Below are 20,669 nucleotides of genomic sequence, written 5' to 3' on the forward strand. Positions count from 1 at the left end.
GACGACCGGCGCGCACGGCGACGGTCGGCAGGCACCCAACGATACCGAAATAGCCCTGGGAGGCGCCTCCCAGGGACCCGGACGAGAAGTCGGCGTCGGCGGAGCAGGGATGGCGCGTCCCTCCTCCGCGGAATCGCGCGTCGGCTCCGCGTCAGGTATCCCCCAACAGGGCTCGGTGCCCGACTACACTCGAATGGATCCGACGCGCCGACGCGCCGTTTCTGCGCTGCCTGCCCAGCCCCCGCTCCGGACAGTTCCGCGCGCATACCAGCCAACCCCAGCTACCACCCGGAGAGAAGAAGCCCGTGGCCCCCGAAGAGACAGAGTTCACTCAAGTCTTCCGCGGATATGACAAAGACGAGGTCGACAAGGCCCTCCAGGACCTTCGTCGCGAACTGATCCAGGCGAACGGCCAGAGCGCCGACGCCGGCAAAGAGATCAAGCGTCTGAGCGCCCGCATCGAAGAGCTCAACGCCGAGATCGAGGAGGTCGGAAGCCCGACGTTCTCCGGCCTCGGCACCAAGCTCGAGAACACCCTGCGCGTCGCAGAAGAGCAGTCGACGCGGATGATCGCCCAGGCCGACATCGACGCGGAGAAGCTCCGTGCCAGCGTCGCGGCCGAGGTCGAGAAGACTCGCCGCACCGCCGAGGAGCAGGCCCAGCGCATCCTCAACGAGGCCCATGCTCAGGCGGACACCACGCTGCAGGACGCTGCCATCGAGGCGAACGAGCTGGTCAACGAAGCCAAGGCGAAGGCCGACACCTCCAACCAGGAGGCGGAGCGCATCGCCGCCGCCGTGCGCAGCTCCGTCGCGACCGAGGTCGCCGAGCTGCGTGCCACCGCGAAGCGCGAGGCCGCCGCCGTCCAGGCACAGGCCGAGCACGAGGCGGCAGAGCTCAAGGCCGCTGCAGCCAACGAGGCTGCGCAGGCCCGTGCGGACGCCGAGGGCCTGAACCGCGAGGTCGAGGAGACCCGCGCAGCCCTCACCCGCGAGCTGGACTCCCGCCGCACCGAGGTCGAGGCGCAACTGGCCGACCACCGCACGGCCGTCGAGGCGGAGATCGCGCAGACCAAGCGCGACCTCGCCGCCGACACGCAGCAGGCGCGCGTCGACCTGGCGAACGAGATCGAGCAGGCCCGCACTGCGCTGGCTCGCGACCTCGAGCAGCGCAAGGCCGACGCCGAGGCCGAGGCCGAGAAGGAGCGCAAGGCGTTCCAACGCGCGGCAGAGAAGGCTCGCAAGGAGCTCGACGAGGAGCTGGCCGGCATCCGCTCGCAGGTGGCATCGGAGTCGGAACGCCTCACGCACGAGGCGGAGCGCGCCCGCATGGAGCTCGAGGTCGAGCTCAAGGCGCGTCGCGACGAGTCCGAGAAGGAGCACCTCGCTCGTCACCAGCAGGCCGTCGCCCAGACCCAGAAATACCTGGACGACGCCAACGCCGAACTCACCGAGGTCACCCGTCGTACCAACGAGGTCCGCGCAGAGGGCGAAGCCATCGAGAAGGAGATGCGCCAGGAGGTCAAGGCGGCCCGCAAGGAGGCCGAGGTCTCCGCGCGCGACATCGTCCGTGCCGCTGAGGAGCGTGCCAGTGCGATCATCGACGAGGCCGACGATCGCACGCGCAAGCTCGTGGCGGACGCCGAAGAGCGCCTGTCGCAGATTAGGATCGAGCGCGAAACCGTCGCCGGCTACTTCGAGAGCCTGCGCGGTGTTCTGAAGCAGGCCGAAGAGGTTTCCGCCGAAATCGCCTGATCGCCACGACGCCGAGGGGGCCAAACGTGAAGATCCAGAACGCGTTCCGCGTCGGATTGATCGGCACCCTCGGCGTCGGCCTCGGCATCCTCATCCTCACCTCGATCGTCTCGCTGTCGACGATCCTCACCTACATCGGTGCCGCCCTCTTCCTGGCACTCGGCCTCGAGCCCATCATCGGGTTCCTGGAGCGTCGCAAGCTGCCGCGCTGGGCGGCCATCCTGATCGTGCTGGTCGTGCTCCTGGCGCTCCTCGCGCTGTTGCTCTGGGCGATCATCCCGATCATCGTCAAGCAGGCGTCGAGCCTGGTGGCGAAGATCTCCGAGTTCGTGCAGAACGGCACCTACCAGGATTGGTACGCGGGGCTGCAGAAGCAGTTCCCGGCGATCGACTTCGACAAGACGCTCCAAGACGTCTGGACGTACATCCAGCACTCCGCCGGTGACATCGGCGCCGGTCTCCTCTCCGTCGGCCTGGGCATCGTGTCCGGATTCTTCGGGGTGCTGATCGTGCTCATCCTCACCATCTACTTCACGGCGTCGTTGCCGAACGTCAAGCGCTCGGCCTATGAGCTGGTTCCGGCGAGCAAGCGCGCACGCTTCGCCGATATCGCCGAGCAGGTCACGGACTCCGTCGGCAAGTACGTCATGGGCCAGGTCGCGCTCGCCCTCGTCAACGGGATTCTCAGCGCGATCTTCCTCACGATCATCGGGGCACCGTTCCCGATCCTGCTCGCCGTGATCGCGTTCGTGTTCTCGCTGATCCCGTTGGTGGGCACGCTCTCCGGGTCAATCGTGATCGTCCTGCTCTCGCTTCTGCTCGCCTCACCACTCACGGCACTCGTGGCAGCCATCTACTACATCATCTATATGCAGGTAGAGGCATATGTGCTGAGCCCCCGCATCATGAACCGGGCGGTGTCGGTTCCGGGCGCGGTCGTCGTGATAGCGGCCCTCGCAGGCGGCTCGCTCCTCGGCCTCCTCGGCGCGCTGATCGCCATCCCGGTCGCGGCCTCGATCCTGCTCATCATCAAGCAGGTCGTGATCCCGCGTCAGAACGAGCTCTGAGCCTCACGAGTCACCTGCGCGTCCTGGATCGTATCGGCCCCAGGACTCGTCCACGAATCAGGGCTCGTCGTCGTCAGGCTACCCGCCAGCACGTTGTGTGCCAGTGTCTGCGCGCCCCGAGATCCGCCGCGTCCCCGAGCACGCCATCCGCTCGCCACACCACGACGTGCGCCACTCCGGGAGCCACCACTCCCCCGCAACCGGGACACGTGTAGCTCTTGATCGCGGATGCCGCCGACACGGGCTGCACGTTCCATTCGCGGCCCCGGCGCGTCTCGGTGCGGCGCCAGCCCGTGAGCATACGGCTCAGATCGTCCGGTTCCTCGTCCGCTGCTCTTCCGCGCCCTCGAGGTCGGTTGTTGCGCGGCATCCGTCCATTCTATGAACGGGCGAAGGCTCACGCAGACGCCGCGGATGCCGTCACTTAGGTGTCCGCACGGCGTTCGAGCCGCGCTTCCTCCTGGTCGAGCAGGCTCTGAGCGCGATTCAGTACCCGCGACGAATACGCTCCCTTCGACCTGGCTTCCAGAAGCGCAGCTCGCTCGGCGTCCAGGGCGAGTTGCAGGAGCATGCCGTACTGGGCGTGCGGACCGGTCGCGGCCTTGCCCTCGTGCAATGCTGCCCGCTCCCACGTCGACTCCGCCATCACCTCGATGTCCTTGCGCAGGCGTTCGATGACCTCGGGATCCGGATCTGCCCCGTTCGCCAGTTCGAGCTTCGGATCCTCCAGTGCCTCGTCGGCCGACTCGGCCAGCTCGTCGAGCAGAGAGGCGAGCTCCCTGGCGTCCGCTGCCGCGTCGGTTCCTCGCACACCGGTGAGCCGGATGATCCAGGGCAGTGTCCCGCCCTGCAGCACGAGAGAGAGGATCGCCACGACGAACGCGATGAGGATCAGCTGCGGACGATAAGGGGTGTCGGACGGCAACGACTGGGCCGCGGCAAGTGTGACCACTCCGCGCATCCCCGCCCACGTGAGCACGACGCCGTCGCGCCATCCGACCTGGTTCTTCTGCAGGTCCACCAGGTCGGCGTCGCGACGGGCGATGTTGTGCTCGGTGCGACGCATCCGCTCCTTGACGCGCTGGTCGTGATGCCGTCTGGTGAGCTCGCGCACCCGATCGCGCACCGCTGACAGGTACTCGCGACTGTCGTCCGCCCTCCGCGCCGCGCGACGGATGCGCAACAAGACAGGCGTCACGATGACACCACGCACGAACAGCAGGAGCACCATCACGAGCAGGCCGAGGGCGAGGGTTTCTGCCAGCCCGATCTCGGGATGCTCGACCGCCTCGCTCACGAGACCCATGAGTTGCCCGCCCATGATCAGGAACACGCCGTTCTCGATGACGAACGCGATCACGCGCCAGTTCAGCTGCTCACTGATCCGGGCCCTCGCCGTGAACCTCCTCGCGCCCTGATGTCCCGAGTAGAGCCCGGCAACCACCACAGACAACGCGCCGGAGGCTCCGAGTGCCTCTGCGGGGATGAACGCGAGGAACGGCACCACGAACGACACCACCGTGTCGAGCACCGGCTCGGAGAACTTCGAGCGCACCCACACCGTCACGAACCCCACGACCAGGCCCACGACGACTGCCACGACGACGGAGCGGGCGAAGTCGCCTGCGACGCTCCAGAGGCTGACGGATGCCGCGGTCGCCGCGATCGCGGACTTGAGCAGCACCAGCGCGGTCGCGTCGTTGACGAGGCTCTCGCCCTCCAGGAGCGTGATGTCACGCGCCGGCAGCCCGAGGCGTTTGGCCACGGCGGTCGCCGCGACCGCGTCGGTCGGGCTCACGACCGCGCCCAGCGCGATCGCTGCAGCGAGGTTCAGCTGCGGCAGGAGCGTGAAGAGGATGAAGCCGACCACGACGGCGGAGACGACCACCAGCACGACGGACAGCATTGTGATGCCACCCAGATTGCGCCGGAAGTCCACCAGAGGTACCTGCACGGCCGCGGCGTACAGCAGGAGCGGCAGCAGAATGTCGAGGACGATCTCCGGGCTCAGCTCGAGGTGCGGGGCCCCGGGGATGAACGAGTATCCGATGCCGATGACGACCAGCAGGATCGGCGTCGCCACTCCCAGCCGTTTCGAGAAGGCCGCCGTCGCGACGAGCACGAGAATGCCCACGATGATGAGCAGCGCGTACTCCATCCGACCAGCCTAGGGTCTGCCTGTGACCGCAGGAGCCGTCGGGATCAGTACCAGCCGGTGGACTCCGAGTGGGACCACGCGCCGCAGGGCGTCCCGTAGCGGCCGTCGACGTAGCCGAGACCCCAGTTGACCTGAGTCACGAAACTCGTCGCCCAGTCGGATCCCGCAGACGCCATCTTGCTGCCCGGCAGCGCCTGCGGGATGCCGTAGGCACCCGTGCCCGAGTTGTACGCATACACGTTCCAGTGCGACTCGCGATTCCACAACGCGACGAGACAGTTGAACTGGTCGTCGCCCATCCCCTGCGATGCCAGCACGCCCTGGGCGTATGCCTGCGCACTGCCCGGGTCGGGGGTGCCGGCGGCCGGCGCCGAGGATCCGCCTGACGAACTGCTCGTGGTGACGGTCTGCTTCGGCGCTGCCTTGGATCCGAACGTGTCGGCAGTCACTGCGCTCTGGGCGTACTTTCCCGATACGGCGAGCTTCTGCACCGGCTGATCGAGGAAGCGGGAACGCGCCGACGCGAAGTCAGGCGACGCGGTGGCGCCGGAGTACGGATCCACGATGTTGACCAAGAAGAAGCCGATCGCTGCGCTGAAGGCCACGGCGACAACAACCGGACGAGCACCGCGACGCGTGCGGCGGGGTCGCCGAACAGACGCCTGCACCGTGCTTCGGGTCGGTGTCGGAGGCTCTGCTAGGTGTCGTACTCGCCTGCCCACGATCACACAACGATAACGAAGTTCGGGCCTATGGCCAAAGCCGAATCCTGCTTCTGTACGAATTGTCGGTGCCGCTGTCCGGCGCTTTCCCTCCGGCTCAACGGACGGCGAGCATCACGTCGACGACGGCATCCAGCAGCAGATCGACCTGCGCCTCGCGATAACCGTTGCGCTGCTGCCTGAAGACCACTGTTCGCACCTCATCGACGGACATCGGCATGCCGTCGCGGAAGTAGCGGATGAGTCGCTTGGCGAAGCGGTCGACCTCGCGCTTGTTGTATCCGATGGTGAAGATGTTCGCGTGCTGGAACTTCTGCGCGTCCGGCCGCCCGAGGCGGTTCAGGATCACCTGCGCCGTGCCTCTGGCTTCATCCAGCCACTGACGGTCCCCGAGCTTCTGACGCGCCTGGGCGCGCTCCCGGGAGGCGAAGGCATCCTCCAGTCGCTCGAGCGCGCCGTCGACCACCTCGGGCTGGTAGCCGCCGCGCTGCAGGGCGAAGCCGGTGCGACGGATGTCCTCCGCCATCAGCGGCACGTCGGGATCACCCTCGTAGGCGCGCCTGGCCAGCCGCAGGAAGCGGTCGACCTCCTCGGGGTCGTATCCGCGCTTGCCGCGCTTGACGGTAGGAAAATTCGCCACGGCAGCATTCTCTCAAAGCCTCGCCGTGTGTCAGGACACAGCGATCGTCGGCCGTGTCGTGTCGCCATCGTCACCGGCGCCGTCTCGGAGAGTCCGCGGCCGGGTGGCTTCCCGAAGAGATGGCACATCGGCGGAAGCCGACTCGTTCTCTCAGCGGAAGAGCGGCTCGAAGACGACGTACAGCACGTAGGCCAGTGCGACCGACGGCAGGATCGAGTCCAGCCGGTCGAGGAATCCGCCGTGGCCCGGCAGCCACGAGCTCATGTCCTTGATGCCGATATCCCGTTTGATCAGGGATTCCACCAGGTCTCCCCCGGTCGCTGTGAGCAGAAGGAGCGCGCCGAAGACGAGGCCGAACCAGAACGGTGCGTGGAGCATGAACAGGGCCAGGATCACGCCGGCGATGAGCGCCACGATCGCCGCCCCCGCGAAACCCTCCCACGTCTTCTTCGGGCTGATGGTCGGCGCCATCGGATGCTTGCCGAACGACAGTCCAGCCGCATAGGCACCCGTATCGACGGCGACCACGAGGATGAGAGCCGCGAGCGTCCACCACTGCCCGTTCGGTTGAGCGACCAGCACCACGGTGAAACACGCGAGGAAGGGCACATACAGAATGGCGAGAGCGGATGCCACGAGATCGCGAAGGAGCGCGACTCCTGTCGCTCTCCGCGCCGGACTGATCAACTCGACGAGCCGCCACACCCAGAGCAGCAGGATCCCGGCCAGGGCGACCAGCCACAGCCCCGGCGCGTGCAGGTAATATCCGGCGGGCACGAGCGCCACGCCCACCACGGTGAGGGCGACGCGCGGAACCCGCAGCCCCGCGATCCGCAGCGCCGTCGCGAACTCGAAGCCGGCCGATCCGGCCACGGCAGCGGCGAACACCATGAAGAGCTCTTTGATGAAGATCAGGCTCACCAGCAGCAGGCCGCCGCCGATGAGACCGATCAGGATCGCGAAGATCAGGTTGCGGCCCGTTCGCTGCTGGATCTTCTCGTTCGTGGCATCGAGCTGCGCCTTGGTCGCCTGCATCTGGCGCTCGAGATCCGCGCGGGTGTCACGTACGCGGCGCCCGAACGGCGACGATCGTCGACCGCGCGGGGCACCGTCATCCGGCGAACCGGGAGTAGCGTCGGGCGGATGCGTCATCGGCGTGTCAGACCTCGAGAAGTTCCGCTTCCTTGCGCACCAGGGCCTCGTCCACCTGGTCGATGTGCTTCTTCGTGATCGACTCGAGCTCCTTCTCGGCGCGCGCCACCTCGTCGTCGCCGACCTCGGACTTCAGCCCATCGAGCTCGTCCTTGCTCTTGCGACGGATGTTGCGGATCGACACCCGCGCGTCCTCCGCCTTGGAGCGCACGATCTTCACGTATTCCTTGCGACGCTCCTCATTGAGCTCGGGCATCGTCACCCGGATGAGCTGCCCGTCGTTGTTCGGCGTCGCGCCGAGGTTCGGTGCAGCCACGATGGCCTTCTCGATGTCCTTCAACGCCGACTTGTCGTACGGCGTGATCACGATCGTGCGGGCCTCTGGGTTCTGCAATGAGGCGAGCTGGGCGAGCGGCGTCGGGGTGCCGTAGTAGTCCACGAGCAGACGCTGAAAGAGCTGGGGGTTGGCTCGCCCGGTGCGCACGGTGGAGAAGTCGTCCTTGGCCACCTCCACTGCCTTCGTCATGCGTTCCGTCGCAGCAGCCAATGAGTCGGCGATCACGTGTCGCTCCTTCGTTCGAGGGATCAGGTCAAGCTTAGAGGCCGCACCGACGTCATCCCGGTACGGACCGGCGGTGCGGATGAGAGGATGACGCCGCTGCGCGGCGTCATCCGATGCGGTCTCAGCCGCCGACGATCGTGCCGAGCTCCTTGCCGAGGATGGCGTCGGTCACGCTTCCCTCCGGCTCGATCCCGAAGATCTGCATCGGCATCGCGTTGTCCCGGCAGAGGCTGAGCGCCGTGGCGTCGATGGCCTTCAGGTCGCGCACCAGCGCGTCTTGGTACGTGATGCGCTCCAGCTTGACCGCGTCGGGGTTCTTGCGCGGATCGTCGCTGTAGAGGCCATCGACGCCGTTCTTGGCCATCAGGACCGTGTGCGCGCCGATCTCCAGCGCTCGCTGCACGGCGACCGTGTCGGTCGAGAAGTAGGGCAGACCGGCGCCTGCGCCGAAGATGACGACGCGTCCCTTCTCGAGGTGGCGCTCAGCCCGGCGCGGGATGTACGGCTCTGCCACCTGCGTCATGCTGATGGCCGACTGCACTCGGGTCTCCGCCCCCGCCTGCTCGAGGAAGTCCTGGAGCGCCAGGGCGTTCATGACGGTGCCGAGCATGCCCATGTAGTCGGCCCGGCCACGGTCCATGCCACGCTGGCTGAGTTCGGCGCCGCGGAAGAAGTTCCCTCCGCCGACGACCACCGCGACCTCGACATCCTCGGCGGCACGGGCGATCTCGCGAGCGAGAGAGCCGACGACATCGGGATTGACGCCAAGGGAACCGCCCCCGAACGCCTCTCCTGACAGTTTGAGAAGGACCCTCCGTCTCGGTGCAGCTGGCATGTGAGAGTCCCTTCTGAGATGTCTGGAATCTAACGTAATGGTGACCGGCTCTCCGATCACCGCCTTCACGACGATCCTTCGCCGTGAATCACCCGAGACGGGCGTGCGGATGCCTGTGCGCGCGGCGACGAGGCATCCACCGGTCTTCCGCTCGCAGAGCCGCGGGCACAGAAAAGGAGCCCGGACCCGCGGGGTCCGGACTCCTCATCCGTGTTGCTAAGCGCCGACCTTGAACCGGGCGAAGCCGGTGATGGTCAGGCCTGCGTCGCTTGCCACCTTCGCGACGGTGACCTTGTTGTCCTTCGCGTAGTCCTGGTCGAGCAGGGAGACCTGCTTGAAGTACGCGTTCAGACGGCCCTCGATGATCTTCGGGAGCGCGGCCTCTGGCTTGCCCTCGTTGCGCGAGATCTCCTCGACGATGCGACGCTCGTTCTCGACGGACTCCGCCGGGACCTCGTCGCGCGTGAGGTACTCGGGGTTCGCGAACGAGACGTGCTGCGCGATGCTGCGAGCGGTCTCCGCATCGTCACCCGAGTAGGCGACGATGACGCCGACCTGCGGGGGCAGGTCCTTCGAGGTCTTGTGCAGGTAGATCGAGAAGTGATCGCCGCCGAGGCTGGCGAAGCGGCGAAGCTCCACCTTCTCGCCCAGGATCGCTGCCTCGTCGTTGATGACGTCGGCGACGGTCTTGGTCGCGGCCGGGGCCGCGAGCGCTTCCTCCAGCGTGGTGGCGCCTGCCGCGATCACGGCCTCCTCGACGCCGCCGGCCAGGGCGATGAACTTGTCGTTCTTCGCCACGAAGTCGGTCTCGCAGTTGAGCTCGAGCAGGTAGGCGCGGCCGCCGTGCTCGCGGGCCGTCACAAGGCCCTCGCTGGTGGAGCGGTCGGCACGCTTGGCGTTGCCCTTCGCACCCTTCAGGCGCAGGATCTCGGTGGCCTTCTCGATGTCGCCATCGGCCTCCTCGAGCGCCTTCTTGGTGTCGACCATGCCCGTGCCGAGCTGCTCCCGCAGCGCCTTGATGTCGGCGATGCTGACGTTTGCCATGGTGGTGTGAACTCCTCGGTTCGAAGTTGTGGTTACTTGGCCTCTGCCGCGTCGCCCTCGGCGGCGGCGTCCGCCTCGATGACGGCCTCGGCCTCGGCGGAAGCACCCTCGGCGTCGGCGGCGGACTCGGTCGCCTCGACCTGCTCCGCTTCCTCGTTCACGAGGGATGCGGCCTCGGCCTTGCCCTCGGCGAGATCGGCGTCGGCGACCTTGGCGGTCTCCGCACCCGACTGCACGCCGTCGCCCGTCTCGAGGAGCTCGCGCTCCCACTCGGCCAGCGGCTCGGCGCCCTCTTCGCCCTCTTCGGGCTTCTGGTGGCGCTGGATGAGGCCCTCGGCCGCGGCGTCGGCGACGATGCGGGTGAGCAGGCTGACGGAGCGGATCGCGTCGTCGTTGCCCGGGATCGGGTACTGCACCTCGTCGGGGTCGCAGTTGGTGTCCAGGATGGCGATCACCGGGATGCCGAGCTTCTTCGCCTCGTCGATGGCGAGGTGCTCCTTCTTGGTGTCGACCACCCAGATGGCGCTCGGAGTCTTCGACAGGTTGCGGATGCCGCCCAGCGACTTGTGCAGCTTGTCGAGCTCACGCTTCTTGATGAGCAGTTCCTTCTTGGTGAAGCCGCTCGTGGTGCCCTCGAAGTCGAGCTCCTCGAGCTCCTTCATGCGCGCGAGGCGCTTGGAGACCGTCTGGAAGTTGGTGAGCAGACCGCCCAGCCAGCGCTGGTTGACGTACGGCTGGCCGACACGCTGCGCCTGCTCGGCGATGGCGTTCTGGGCCTGCTTCTTGGTGCCGACGAAGAGGATGGTGCCACCGTGGGCGACCGTCTCCTTGACGAAGTCGTAGGTCTTGTCGATGTATGCGAGCGACTGCTGCAGATCGATGATGTAGCTGCCGGAGCGCTCGGTGAGGATGAAGCGCTTCATCTTCGGGTTCCAGCGACGGGTCTGGTGTCCGAAGTGCACGCCGCTGTCGAGCAGCTGGCGCATGGTGACGACGGCCATGGCCGTTCTCCTGTTCTCGGGCATCGGGCATGATGTGCCGTGGATGCCTGGTCGGTTTCTTCGCGACAGCCGGTCGGCTTCGCGCCTGGCGCCCGACAGGCATCCGCCCCGATGGCGATCGGGAACCGGGGATGTCTGTGCTGCGATCCGGCGTCCGGATGAGCGGATGCCGTGCCGACGAACGGGCGCGCGTAGTCACCCCGACGCGCGGGGTGCCGGACAATCATATCAGGACGGATGCCGTCCCTGAGCGCAGGTACGAGGCCGCCGGGAATGCGCAGGCACGGGCATCCGCTCAGACGCAGGCAGCGTCATCCGCTCGCCCGGCTCCGTGCCGACGGACCTCGGTCGAACGCGGGACCTCAGGCGGTCGCGCGGTCCCGGTGGATGCGCTCCAGCTTGGACTTGTCCTCCAGCTCGAGGCCGGTGACCTCGGGCAGCGCGGAGAACACGAACCAGAACGAGAGCGCCGCGAAGAGCGCGAATCCTGCGTAGACCCAGCCGAGGCCTACGGCCTGGCTGAGGATCGGGAAGAGCAGCGTGACGAGGAAGTTGAACACCCAGTTGAACGCCGCGGCGATGCCGAGGCCGAGCCCGCGGATCTTGTTCGGGAACACCTCGCCCAGCACGACCCACATGACCGGTCCCCACGTGGCGGCGAAGAAGACGACGAACAGATTGGCGCCGATCAGGGCGATGACGCCCCACGGCTCGGGCAGCGTGACCGTCGAGCCGGAGACATGCGCCTGAGAGAACGAGACCGCGGCGAGCACCAGACCGACGAACATGCCGGCGGATCCCCACAGCAGCAGCGTCTTGCGTCCGACCCGGTCGACGAAGAGGATCGCGACGAACGTGAGCACCACGTTGATCACCGACGTGATGACCGAGGTGACGAACGAGTCGCTCGCGGAGAATCCCACGGATTTCCAGAGCGTCGTCGAATAGTAGAAGATCGCGTTGATGCCGACCAGCTGTTGGAAGGCGGCCATGCCGATGCCGATCCAGAGGATGGGCTGCAGGCCAAGCGCCTTGCCGCGAAGGTCGCGATAGGTGGCGCGTCGCTCGCTCTCCAGGCTGTCCTCGATCTCGTGGATGCGCCGATCGATGTCGATCGCGCCCGTCACGTCACGCACGACCGCCTTCGCATCGTCCCGTCTGCCCTTGCGGATGAGGTACTGCGGAGACTCCGGGATGGACAACGACAGGATGCCGTAGACGAGAGCCGGGACGACACCGACGAGCAACATCCAGCGCCAGGCGGGCAGGCCGAACCAGAGCTGACGCATCGCGTTGCCTTCCGAGCCGGCGAGTGCGGCATCCGACAGCAGCGCGAGGAAGATGCCGAGCGTGATCGCGAGTTGCTGCAGGGAGCTCAGGCCGCCGCGGAGCCGCGCAGGCGCGATCTCACCGATGTAGGCAGGCGCGATCACGGAGGCGATGCCGATCGCGAGACCGCCGATGAATCGCCAGAGCATGAGGAACCAGTCGGCGAAAGCGAGTCCGGAGGCGATCGAGCTCACCACGAACAGGATCGCCGCGAGCACCATGACGGATTTGCGGCCCCAGGCATCTGCGAGCTGGCCTGCGAACCAGGCGCCGACGGCGCAGCCGATCAGCGTGATCGCGACGGTGAAACCGATCGCCGCCGAGCCGAGCTCGAACGTGTGCTGGATCGAGTCGACCGCGCCGTTGATGACCGACGTGTCGAACCCGAAGAGCAGACCTCCCAGCGCCGCCGAAATGGTGACGCCGAGCACTTTCCCGCGATGCGCCGTTCCCATCGCCGACCGCGAGCCACCCGGCTTCTCGGCGTCGGAACGACCTCCTGAATCGGACGTGTCGGACATCCACCCCACCCCCCGTGAGTCTGTCTAAAACGCTACACCGGGTGTCGGCACCGGCGCGGGACAAGCTGCCGGACACGCGCGATTCGCTTACCGCTCCCTCCGTTCCCCGGTTCCCACTCCCCCTCCCCAGCATCGCGATCGGCGCATGGTCCCCAGATCGCGCCGACCTTGCGGATCCGAATCGCGAAGCGCACCAGGATCGACCCATGCCGTCGCCGCGACTCCACACCGCTACCCGAGCGGTCGCCGTGCTCGCGGCGGCGGCGCTCACGCTCGCATCCGTCGGCACCCCCCGGCCGGCGGATGCGAGCGGTCGAGATGCGACCGGTGACGATGCGACGGGTGCGACTGCGACGGGTGCGACTGCGACCGCCGCGGATGCGACAGCCAGCCGCCCTTCTACACCGTCCGCCGAGACGTGGGTGTGGCCCTTTCCGGGTCCGCACACGGTGGCACGGGGATTCGAGGCACCGGCGTCCCGTTACGCAGCCGGTCATCGGGGTATCGATCTGCCCGCCGATCCGGGACAGGTCGTGCGCGCTCCCGCCGGCGGAGCCGTGCGTTTCTCCGGCGTGGTCGTCGATCGTCCTACCGTGACGATCGCGACCGGTTCCGGCATCCTGATCAGCATCGAGCCGGTGACCACGGCGTTTGTCGCAGGCGAATCCGTCGCACGTGGGGCGGTCCTGGCGGTCGTCGCGACCGGAGGCCACTGCTCACAGTCCTGCGTGCACCTCGGCGTGCGCGTCGCGGGCCAGTACGTGTCCCCGTTGCGTTTCTTCGGCGGGGTGCCACGCGCGGTATTACTGCCGATCAGGGAACGGCACTGATCGCGGATCGCACGCTGCCGGTGATGGCGTCGACGAGCGGCCAGCCCTGACCGGCGACCTGCTCTGACCGTGGCTGATGGTTGGAGTCGTGCGACGGGGTACGGAGCCGCGTGGGTGTCATGCGAGCTGATGTGAAGCACCCTTCATCTGGCGCGCGGACGCCACCCCATCACGAGCGGAGGTCACCGCATTCGTGCGCAGAAGGGCTCTCGATCAGGCGCGCGGGTGTGCCCTCTGGTAGCTCTCCTTGAGGCGTTCCGCCGAGACGTGCGTGTAGATCTGGGTGGTGCCGAGGCTCGCGTGTCCAAGCAGCTCCTGCACCGCCCGGAGATCCGCACCGCCGTCGAGCAGGTGCGTCGCCGCCGTGTGGCGAAGCGTGTGCGGACCGGATGGTCCGGATCCAGGCAGCTCCTCCAGCAGCGCAGACACCAGGCGGTACACCGTGCGCGGATTCACCCGTGCGCCGCGTGCGCCGAGGAACAGCGCACCGTCACTCCGCTTGGCACCACCGGGAACCCCATCGCCGGACGTCGTGCCACCTCGAGCCCCTCCCCGAGCAGCCTTGCCCCGGGCAGACGCGCCGGCGGACGCCGTGTTGCGCGCGATCGTGCCGTCGGGCGTGGTGCCGTCAACCGTCACGCCCTCTGCAGTCGTTGCGGGACGAGTCGTGTCGTCTGTCGTCAGGTCTTCGGCGGAGGGTTGTCGGGCGACAAGCATCGGACGGGCCTGGCGGAGGTAGTCCACGATCGCGTTCAGGGCGGGGACGCCGAAGGGTGTCACCCGGTCCTTGGATCCCTTTCCCGTGACGCGGACCGTGAGACGGTCAAGGTCGACGTCGTCGACGTCGATCCCCGTGAGCTCCGAGACTCGAAGCGCCGACGCGTAGAGGAGCTCGACGATCGCCACGTCGCGCAGGGCGATCGGGTCGCCATCCGCGGCCCGGAGCGCGAGCGAATCCAGCAGGCCGGATACCTGCTCCTTGGTCACCACCCGCGGGAGTCTGCGTTCGGCTTTGGGAGCGCGGAGGCGATGTCCGGCATCCGTCGGCGATCCTCCGGTGCGTTCCATCCAGGCGGTGAAGCCGCGCACGGTCGCGGCGCGGCGCGCGATGGACGCCTTCGACAAGTCATCCTGCTGCGACTGCCAGAGCCAGTCCCGAAGGAGCGCGAGATCGAGTTCCGCCGGTGCAGCACACCCTTGGTCGGCGGCGAAGGCCGCGAGAGCCCGCAAGTCCGAGCCGTAGGACCGCACCGTGCTCGCCGAATAGCCGCGCTCCGAGCGCAGGTACGACTCGTACGCATGGATGGCGGTGTCCCATGGCATGTGATCAGCATGTCGCCTGACTGCCGTGGGGCCGACGACGACACCCGGTGCGGCGCCGGACGCGGCAGGTCGCTCACGTCGCGTGGGGCGGCCGCCCCGGCCACGGACTGCGGAGGCGAAGGTTCAGGACGCACGGTGTGGGAACTGATGATGCCGAGAACGCGGTGCATGGCATGGGTGGACAGGTGGACCGACGTGCGCATCCGACTGCCGCGCCCTTGCGCCGCGTTCACCGCTGCGCCGGAACAGCGAGCCACCCTCCGGCGTGCTCCCGCACCCGTCGATCGAGCTCCAGGCTCCCGAGCGCGGCGAGGACGGACGCCACGCTGAGCCCGGCGAGCGCCGCAAGTTCGTCCGCGGTGCGCCCGGTGCGTGTGCTCAGCGCATCGAGAACGCGAAGCGTCTCGGGCTCGTCAACCGAGACACTCCGTCGCCCGGCGTCGGGCGCGATCAACTCTGCCACGTCCCCTGCGTTCGTGACGCAGACCGCGTCGTACTCGCGGAAGAGTCGATGGCACCCTGCGGACGCCGGCGAGGTGACCGGTCCGGGCACTGCGGCCAGCGGCCGACCGAGAGCCGCAGCGTGCCCGGCCGTGTTCAGCGAGCCTGACCGCGCTCCGGCCTCCACAACGACGGTCACGGCGCTCGCCGCGGCGATCAGCCTGTTCCGCTGCAGAAACCTCCACTTCGTGGGCGCAGCGCCGCAGGGAAGTTCGGAGAGCACGAGTCCGTTCTCGACGACGCGCCGCAGAAGATCGTCATGACCGGCGGGGTAGAACCGGTCAACGCCGCCTGCGAGGAACGCGAACGTCAGCCCGCCGACTGCCAGGGCGGCTCGGTGGGCCGTTCCGTCGATGCCGTAGGCGGCTCCGGATGCGATGGCGTTGCCGAGATCGGCGAGTCCGGCGGAGAGTTCGCCCGCCACGTGCTCGCCGTATCCGGTGGCGGCGCGCGCCCCGACCAGGGCAACTGTGGACCTGGCGACCGAGATCCGCGATGCGTCTCCTCGTGACCAGAGTGCGACGGGTGCGTGGGATCCGAGGTCGTCCACGCCCCATGGCCAAGGGCCGGTCGCCCCGCCGGATGCGGTGGGGACGAGAAGCTGCGCACGGATCCGTGCTGCCGACGTCAGCGCGCGTTCCACGTCCGCGGAGCGCAGTCGAGGCAGCCATCGTCGAAGCGCGGCATCGAGTTGCTCCGATCCTGCCGACGACTCGCCTGCGTCCCCGGGACGAGCTTCGCCGACGATCGGATCCCGTTGCGTCATGTCGTGGTCGGCATAGCCGGATCCGCGCTGAGTCGGTTCCGACCCGCGTGCCGCCGTCGCCCGATCCTCGTGTGGCGTGCCCGTCGAGGTGTCGGCGCTCGCCGCCGAGGACCGCGCCGACCGGGAACGCTCGGCGGCGTCGAGGACATAGCTGAACGCATCCGCCGCACCCAGTTCGGCGATGAGCGTGCCCGCGATCCCGTCGCCGGGTTCCGTGATGACGGACCATGCCGCACGAGCGAACCGTTCGGCGACATCGGTGTCGTCCAGCTGGAATCCCGCACTCACCCCGGCGACGAGATGCCGGACGTGCGCCTCGTCGAGTCCGAACAGGGTCATGCTCCGATCCCCTTCCTGAGATACAGCGCTGTGCCGATGTGCTCGGCCGTCGGTTGATCCGCTCCCGCGAGGTCGGCGACGGTCCAGGCCAGTCGCAGGGATCTGTCATATCCGCGCATGGTGAGCGCTCCGCGTTCCAACGCTCGGTCGAGCACGGAGGTCGAGCCGCGGGAAAGCATCCGGGAGTGCTCGCGAAGCCAGGAGCCGGGCACTTCGGCGTTCGTGCGCCAGGGCGTCTCCGCCAGGCGCGTTGCAGCTGCCGCGCGCGCAGCCGTCACGCGAGCGCTGACCTCCGCGGTCGTCACGCCCCTGGCCGTTCCCGCGAGCTTGAGCTGGGCCGCCGTGATGCGGCGTACGGTGAGGCGGATGTCCACCCTGTCGAGGAGCGGGCCGGAGATCTTGGCCAGATATCGTCTGCGTGCCGACGGCGCGCACGTGCACTCGGCGTCGGTGGCACCGTACTGACCGCACGGACACGGGTTCGCGGCCAGGATGAGCTGAAAGCGACCGGGAAACGTGGCGACGGCGTTCGCCCGGTGGATGCGGATCCGCCCGGACTCGAGCGGTTGCCGCAGCACGTCGAGCACAGAGCCCGGGAATTCCGGGGCCTCGTCGAGGAACAGGACGCCATGGGCCGCGCGGACCGCGGCTCCCGGACGGATCTGGGCGCTGCCTCCACCGACGATTGCGGCGGCGGTCGCCGTGTGGTGCGGGGCCTCGAACGGAGGCCGCGTCACGAGAGCAGACACCGGATCGCCGGCCAGTGATCTGATGGATGTCGCCTCGAGCGAGGCCTCGACCGGCAGATCCGGCAGCAGACCGGGGAGACGTTCGGCGAGCATCGTCTTACCGGCACCGGGCGGCCCGAGCAGGAACAGGTGATGGCCGCCCGCCGCGGCGATCGTGAGTGCCTCTATCGCTTCCTCGTTGCCCACGATGTCCGCCAGATCCAACGATGACGACTCGTCGTCGGCCGCGGCTGCAGACGACTCCCATGGCTCGACGGGCACCGGGTCGAGGTCTGCGCCGTGCGCGATCGCCGCCTCGCGCAGCGATGACACCGCGACCACGTCGATGCCGGGGACGAGGTGCGCCTCGGATTCGTTGGCCGTCGGCACCATCACCCGGACCATGCCGGCCCTGGCCGCACCGATGACGGCCGGCAGAACGCCCGGCGTGGGTCTGAGCCTGCCGTCGAGCCCCAGCTCTCCGAGGTGCACGGTGCCGCCGACGGAATCCGCGGGGACGTCACCCGCCGCGGCGAGCGCGGCCATGGCGATGCCCAGATCGAATCCGCCGCCGTGCTTCGGCAACGCCGCCGGGGACAGGCTCACGGTGAGCTTGCGGGACGTGATGGGGAGCCCTGAGTTCGCCGCCGCCGCCCTGACTCGATGTCGGGCCTCGCCGAGCGCGGCATCCGGAAGTCCGATCACCCAGAAGCCGGGAAGGCCCGGCGAGATGTCGGCCTCGATGTCGACGACGTGCGGGGTGATGCCGACGAGGGCGATGCCGCGTGTGCGTGCGATGGCCATCAGCACACCCCGACGAGATGCTCGATGAGCACCTGCGAGTCCGCGAGTCCCGGTGGGGCGAGCACGGCGACGGCGTCGATCCGGAGGCCGCCCGCTCCGCGCCCCGTCTCGTCGCACCACTGTGCGGCCAGGCGCCGCAGGCGTGCGGCCTTGATCGGGGTGATCGCGTCGAACGGATGCCCGAACAGCGTCGACGATCGCGTCTTGACCTCGACGACCGCGACGGCTCCCGCCTTCTCGGCCACGATGTCGATCTCGCCCTGCGCGCAACGCCAGTTGCGCGCCAGGATCCGGTATCCCTGCTGCCTCAAGTAGCGTGCCGCGAGGTCTTCGCCGCGCCGTCCGAGCTCATCCTTCTTCGCCATCGCTGCCTCCCCGGCCAGGGTGGCGCAGTGCGCGAGTCCGGATGACGGAAGTGTGCCCGCTACGAGACATCCCGTCAGAACAGTGGGCTGTGGAGGACTAGTGAACGGCCGTCATTGCGGACGACGAAACACCGGGCGACCTGTGCCGAGTGTGGCGGACGGCGGTACCGTCACTCGTCGAGCGCGAGTTCCTTCGGGAGCTCGAACTCCTTGCTGGAGAGCTCCTCGATGTTGACGTCCTTGAACGTCAACACCCGCACCGACTTCACGAAGCGGTCCGCTCGGTACACGTCCCACACCCACACGTCGTGCATGGTGATCTCGAAGTAGAAGTCGTTCGCGGTGTCACGCCGCACGAACTCGACCTCGTTCGCCAGGTAGAACCGGCGCTCCGTCTCGATCACGTACTTGAACTGCGAGACGATGTCGCGGTATTCGCGGTAAAGGGCCAGCTCGACCTCGCGGTCGTAGTCGTCGAATTCGTCCTCGTCCATTTGCGTCAGAGTCTACGCTGTGGCGCCGCGGCGTCAGGCCGCTCGCTCGGGCCCGACGGCGTCGATGGTCGCCGCCGCTGCATCCGAGTCCGGCTCGACCATCACGCCGTCATCAGCCTCGGTCTCGAGGCCGTCGAAGGCCAGTTGCACGGACGTGCGCTCCGGCTTCAGCCAGGTACGGCGATGCAATGCGCTGGGCCCCAACTGCCTGATCGCGTCGAAGTGCGCCTCGCTCGAATACCCCTTGTTGCTGGCCCAGGAGTAACCGGGGTGGACGGCATCCTGCTCGATCATGATGGCGTCCCTGTGCACCTTCGCGATGACGGATGCCGCCGCCACCGACGCGCAGGACTGGTCGGCCTTGATGCGCGAGACCACCGGCACCCGAACGGGGAGAGCCCTGGAAAGGTAGTCGTAGTTGCCGTCGAGGATGATCGTGCTCGCCGACAGCGCGGCTCCCGCCTCCTGCAGGGCGGCGAAGGCGCGGGCTCCTGCCATGCCGAGGCACGCCATGATGCCGTACGCGTCGATCTCCTCGGCTGTGGCGAGTCCGACGGCGTGGTGCCTCACCCATTTCATGCAGAGCGGCGCCAGCTCCTCGCGCTTCGGCTCGAGCAGCAGCTTGGAGTCGCGCAGTCCTTTCGGCCAGCGGCCCACCTGGGCATCGACGACGACCATGCCGACAGCGACAGGCCCCGCAAGGGCTCCGCGGCCAACCTCGTCGCATCCGATCACCGTCAGGCTCCCGGCCGAATGGAGCTCGGTCTCGAAGCGGTAGTTGGGCACGACGGCGCGCTTGCGCTTCACCGCTTTCGTGCCGGCGGCGTTCTGGGTTCGGGTCGTTGTGCGGGCTGCCACGCCCTCGACGTTACTGCTTGTCGTCCTCGGCGCCACGGAACACGTCGGGATAGTTCGAGAGCCAGGTCCAGTGGCTGATCGGCCAGCTGATCAGGATGGCACGACCCACGACATCCTTCTCCGGCACAAAGCCCTTGCCCGGAAGATTCTGGTTGCGGGAGGAGTCCTGCGAGTCCCAGCGGTTGTCACCCATCACCCACAGGTCGCCCTTGGGCACCGTCACGTCGAAGTGCACGGATGCCGCGTCGGTCTCGCCTGGCGAGATCTTGATGTACGGCTCGTCGAGCGGAGATCCGTTCACGCTCAACTGGCCGAGTGCGTTGCAGCAGGTCACCTTGTCGCCAGGCAGCCCGATGACCCGCTTCACGAGGTGATCGTCGCTGTCGGGAGCTGCCAGGCCGACGAGCGAGAGGACCCACTCGATCGGGTTGGTCGTCGACTTCTCGGTCGACGGCGGAAGCCATCCGCCCGGATCAGTGAAGACCACGACATCGCCGCGCTGAATGGGCATCACGTTCGGCTCCAGCTCGTTCACGATGATCAGATCGTTGATCTGCAGCGTGTTCTCCATCGAGCCGGAAGGGATGTAGAACGACCGGACGATGAACGTCTTGATCAGGAACGACACGAGGATGGCGACAAGGAAGATGATCACGAGGTCGCGCAGGAACAGCTTGACGCTGCGTTGACGCGACTTCTTCGCCGAACTCACGTGCCCCGACCCTGTCGGCAGAAAGTCGTCTGTCATCTGTCCTTGAGATCCCGCCGTTCGGTGGCCGCGAATGCAGCGCCGAGTCGTTCCAGTGGCCGACCGCACCCCGTTAACCGGCCGAGCTCCCGACCCAGGATAAGGGATCGGGAGCTCGGAACAGGCTG

At 67.7% G+C, this 20,669-nt stretch carries 21 protein-coding genes; 3 read left to right on the forward strand and 18 right to left on the reverse strand.

All coding sequences use genetic code 11. From position 1 onward, the window contains the following. Positions 1-305 precede the first annotated feature (305 nt). Positions 306-1,754: a DivIVA domain-containing protein gene (locus ACX9R5_RS13695; RefSeq protein ID WP_459409578.1), complete on the forward strand. Its 1,449-nt coding sequence runs from the start codon at positions 306-308 to the stop codon at positions 1,752-1,754. 26 nt (positions 1,755-1,780) lie between these two features. Next, a complete protein-coding gene (locus ACX9R5_RS13700) occupies positions 1,781-2,821 on the forward strand; it encodes an AI-2E family transporter (RefSeq protein ID WP_459409579.1) in 1,041 nt (346 codons plus the stop codon). A 73-nt stretch (positions 2,822-2,894) separates the two neighbouring features. On the opposite strand, the gene ACX9R5_RS13705 is transcribed toward ACX9R5_RS13700, so the two are convergent. The 10 genes from ACX9R5_RS13705 to ACX9R5_RS13750 form a co-directional block, all read right to left on the reverse strand. Next, positions 2,895-3,191 (reverse strand): hypothetical protein, encoded by a 297-nt coding sequence (locus tag ACX9R5_RS13705; protein ID WP_459409580.1) that lies wholly within the window; start codon positions 3,189-3,191, stop codon positions 2,895-2,897. Between the two features lie 54 nt (positions 3,192-3,245). Beyond that, positions 3,246-4,979 carry a cation:proton antiporter gene (locus tag ACX9R5_RS13710; RefSeq protein ID WP_459409581.1) on the reverse strand — a complete coding sequence of 578 codons (1,734 nt, stop codon included), beginning with the start codon at positions 4,977-4,979 and terminating at the stop codon, positions 3,246-3,248. A 44-nt stretch (positions 4,980-5,023) separates the two neighbouring features. After that, the gene (locus ACX9R5_RS13715; protein WP_459409582.1) at positions 5,024-5,584 is read right to left on the reverse strand and encodes an aggregation-promoting factor C-terminal-like domain-containing protein; all 561 of its coding nucleotides are present in this window, start codon (positions 5,582-5,584) and stop codon (positions 5,024-5,026) included. A gap of 214 nt (positions 5,585-5,798) precedes the next feature. After that, on the reverse strand, positions 5,799-6,341 hold the full coding sequence (locus tag ACX9R5_RS13720) for a DivIVA domain-containing protein (protein ID WP_459409583.1): 543 nt from the start codon (positions 6,339-6,341) through the stop codon (positions 5,799-5,801). Positions 6,342-6,491: 150 nt separating this feature from the next. After that, positions 6,492-7,376: a phosphatidate cytidylyltransferase gene (locus tag ACX9R5_RS13725; protein ID WP_459409584.1), complete on the reverse strand. Its 885-nt coding sequence runs from the start codon at positions 7,374-7,376 to the stop codon at positions 6,492-6,494. A 124-nt stretch (positions 7,377-7,500) separates the two neighbouring features. After that, positions 7,501-8,055, reverse strand: a complete 555-nt coding sequence (gene frr / locus ACX9R5_RS13730) for a ribosome recycling factor (protein ID WP_459409585.1) — start codon at positions 8,053-8,055, stop codon at positions 7,501-7,503. A gap of 121 nt (positions 8,056-8,176) precedes the next feature. Continuing rightward, positions 8,177-8,890 carry a UMP kinase gene (pyrH, locus tag ACX9R5_RS13735; protein WP_459409586.1) on the reverse strand — a complete coding sequence of 238 codons (714 nt, stop codon included), beginning with the start codon at positions 8,888-8,890 and terminating at the stop codon, positions 8,177-8,179. 216 nt (positions 8,891-9,106) lie between these two features. Then, a complete protein-coding gene (gene tsf, locus ACX9R5_RS13740) occupies positions 9,107-9,934 on the reverse strand; it encodes a translation elongation factor Ts (RefSeq protein ID WP_459409587.1) in 828 nt (275 codons plus the stop codon). Positions 9,935-9,966: 32 nt separating this feature from the next. Continuing rightward, positions 9,967-10,935, reverse strand: coding sequence for a 30S ribosomal protein S2 (rpsB, locus tag ACX9R5_RS13745; protein ID WP_459409588.1), 969 nt, complete (start codon positions 10,933-10,935; stop codon positions 9,967-9,969). Between the two features lie 362 nt (positions 10,936-11,297). Beyond that, positions 11,298-12,785 (reverse strand): sugar porter family MFS transporter, encoded by a 1,488-nt coding sequence (locus ACX9R5_RS13750; protein ID WP_459409589.1) that lies wholly within the window; start codon positions 12,783-12,785, stop codon positions 11,298-11,300. A gap of 206 nt (positions 12,786-12,991) precedes the next feature. Here ACX9R5_RS13750 and ACX9R5_RS13755 point away from each other — a divergent pair, with 206 nt between their 5' ends. Beyond that, positions 12,992-13,615 carry a peptidoglycan DD-metalloendopeptidase family protein gene (locus ACX9R5_RS13755; RefSeq protein ID WP_459409590.1) on the forward strand — a complete coding sequence of 208 codons (624 nt, stop codon included), beginning with the start codon at positions 12,992-12,994 and terminating at the stop codon, positions 13,613-13,615. On the opposite strand, the gene ACX9R5_RS13760 is transcribed toward ACX9R5_RS13755, so the two are convergent. From ACX9R5_RS13760 to lepB, 8 genes are all read right to left on the reverse strand, one after another. Next, positions 13,599-13,736 carry a hypothetical protein gene (locus ACX9R5_RS13760; RefSeq protein ID WP_459409591.1) on the reverse strand — a complete coding sequence of 46 codons (138 nt, stop codon included), beginning with the start codon at positions 13,734-13,736 and terminating at the stop codon, positions 13,599-13,601. The genes ACX9R5_RS13755 and ACX9R5_RS13760 overlap by 17 nt on opposite strands. 92 nt (positions 13,737-13,828) lie before the next feature. Next, positions 13,829-14,938, reverse strand: a complete 1,110-nt coding sequence (locus ACX9R5_RS13765) for a tyrosine recombinase XerC (RefSeq protein WP_459409592.1) — start codon at positions 14,936-14,938, stop codon at positions 13,829-13,831. Positions 14,939-15,167: 229 nt separating this feature from the next. Beyond that, entirely contained in the window at positions 15,168-16,544 is a 1,377-nt protein-coding gene (locus ACX9R5_RS13770) for a DNA-processing protein DprA (protein ID WP_459409593.1), read from the reverse strand. Then, positions 16,541-18,076 carry a YifB family Mg chelatase-like AAA ATPase gene (locus tag ACX9R5_RS13775; protein WP_459409594.1) on the reverse strand — a complete coding sequence of 512 codons (1,536 nt, stop codon included), beginning with the start codon at positions 18,074-18,076 and terminating at the stop codon, positions 16,541-16,543. Before ACX9R5_RS13775 ends, ACX9R5_RS13770 begins: the two co-directional genes overlap by 4 nt. Further along, a complete protein-coding gene (locus ACX9R5_RS13780; RefSeq protein WP_459409595.1) occupies positions 18,076-18,441 on the reverse strand; it encodes a YraN family protein in 366 nt (121 codons plus the stop codon). The genes ACX9R5_RS13775 and ACX9R5_RS13780 overlap by 1 nt, the downstream gene beginning before the upstream one ends. 170 nt (positions 18,442-18,611) lie before the next feature. Next, positions 18,612-18,935: a DUF2469 domain-containing protein gene (locus tag ACX9R5_RS13785; protein WP_170024148.1), complete on the reverse strand. Its 324-nt coding sequence runs from the start codon at positions 18,933-18,935 to the stop codon at positions 18,612-18,614. A gap of 33 nt (positions 18,936-18,968) precedes the next feature. Continuing rightward, positions 18,969-19,793 (reverse strand): ribonuclease HII, encoded by an 825-nt coding sequence (locus ACX9R5_RS13790; RefSeq protein ID WP_459409596.1) that lies wholly within the window; start codon positions 19,791-19,793, stop codon positions 18,969-18,971. 10 nt (positions 19,794-19,803) lie between these two features. Continuing rightward, entirely contained in the window at positions 19,804-20,541 is a 738-nt protein-coding gene (gene lepB, locus ACX9R5_RS13795; RefSeq protein ID WP_459409597.1) for a signal peptidase I, read from the reverse strand. Positions 20,542-20,669 lie beyond the last annotated feature (128 nt).

The organism is Rathayibacter sp. CAU 1779, assembly GCF_054551755.1.

Bases quoted from the DNA above. Each gene is read 5' to 3' on its own strand.
- ACX9R5_RS13705 (WP_459409580.1), bottom strand. From the start codon at position 3,191: ATGCCGCGCAACAACCGACCTCGAGGGCGCGGAAGAGCAGCGGACGAG.
- ACX9R5_RS13710 (WP_459409581.1), bottom strand. From the start codon at position 4,979: ATGGAGTACGCGCTGCTCATCATCGTGGGCATTCTCGTGCTCGTCGCG.
- ACX9R5_RS13725 (WP_459409584.1), bottom strand. From the start codon at position 7,376: ATGCAGGCGACCAAGGCGCAGCTCGATGCCACGAACGAGAAGATCCAG.
- pyrH (WP_459409586.1), bottom strand. From the start codon at position 8,890: ATGCCAGCTGCACCGAGACGGAGGGTCCTTCTCAAACTGTCAGGAGAG.
- tsf (WP_459409587.1), bottom strand. From the start codon at position 9,934: ATGGCAAACGTCAGCATCGCCGACATCAAGGCGCTGCGGGAGCAGCTC.
- rpsB (WP_459409588.1), bottom strand. From the start codon at position 10,935: ATGGCCGTCGTCACCATGCGCCAGCTGCTCGACAGCGGCGTGCACTTC.
- ACX9R5_RS13750 (WP_459409589.1), bottom strand. From the start codon at position 12,785: ATGTCCGACACGTCCGATTCAGGAGGTCGTTCCGACGCCGAGAAGCCG.
- ACX9R5_RS13755 (WP_459409590.1), top strand. From the start codon at position 12,992: ATGCCGTCGCCGCGACTCCACACCGCTACCCGAGCGGTCGCCGTGCTC.
- ACX9R5_RS13760 (WP_459409591.1), bottom strand. From the start codon at position 13,736: ATGACACCCACGCGGCTCCGTACCCCGTCGCACGACTCCAACCATCAG.
- ACX9R5_RS13765 (WP_459409592.1), bottom strand. From the start codon at position 14,938: ATGCCATGGGACACCGCCATCCATGCGTACGAGTCGTACCTGCGCTCG.
- ACX9R5_RS13770 (WP_459409593.1), bottom strand. From the start codon at position 16,544: ATGACCCTGTTCGGACTCGACGAGGCGCACGTCCGGCATCTCGTCGCC.
- ACX9R5_RS13775 (WP_459409594.1), bottom strand. From the start codon at position 18,076: ATGGCCATCGCACGCACACGCGGCATCGCCCTCGTCGGCATCACCCCG.
- ACX9R5_RS13780 (WP_459409595.1), bottom strand. From the start codon at position 18,441: ATGGCGAAGAAGGATGAGCTCGGACGGCGCGGCGAAGACCTCGCGGCA.
- ACX9R5_RS13785 (WP_170024148.1), bottom strand. From the start codon at position 18,935: ATGGACGAGGACGAATTCGACGACTACGACCGCGAGGTCGAGCTGGCC.
- lepB (WP_459409597.1), bottom strand. From the start codon at position 20,541: ATGACAGACGACTTTCTGCCGACAGGGTCGGGGCACGTGAGTTCGGCG.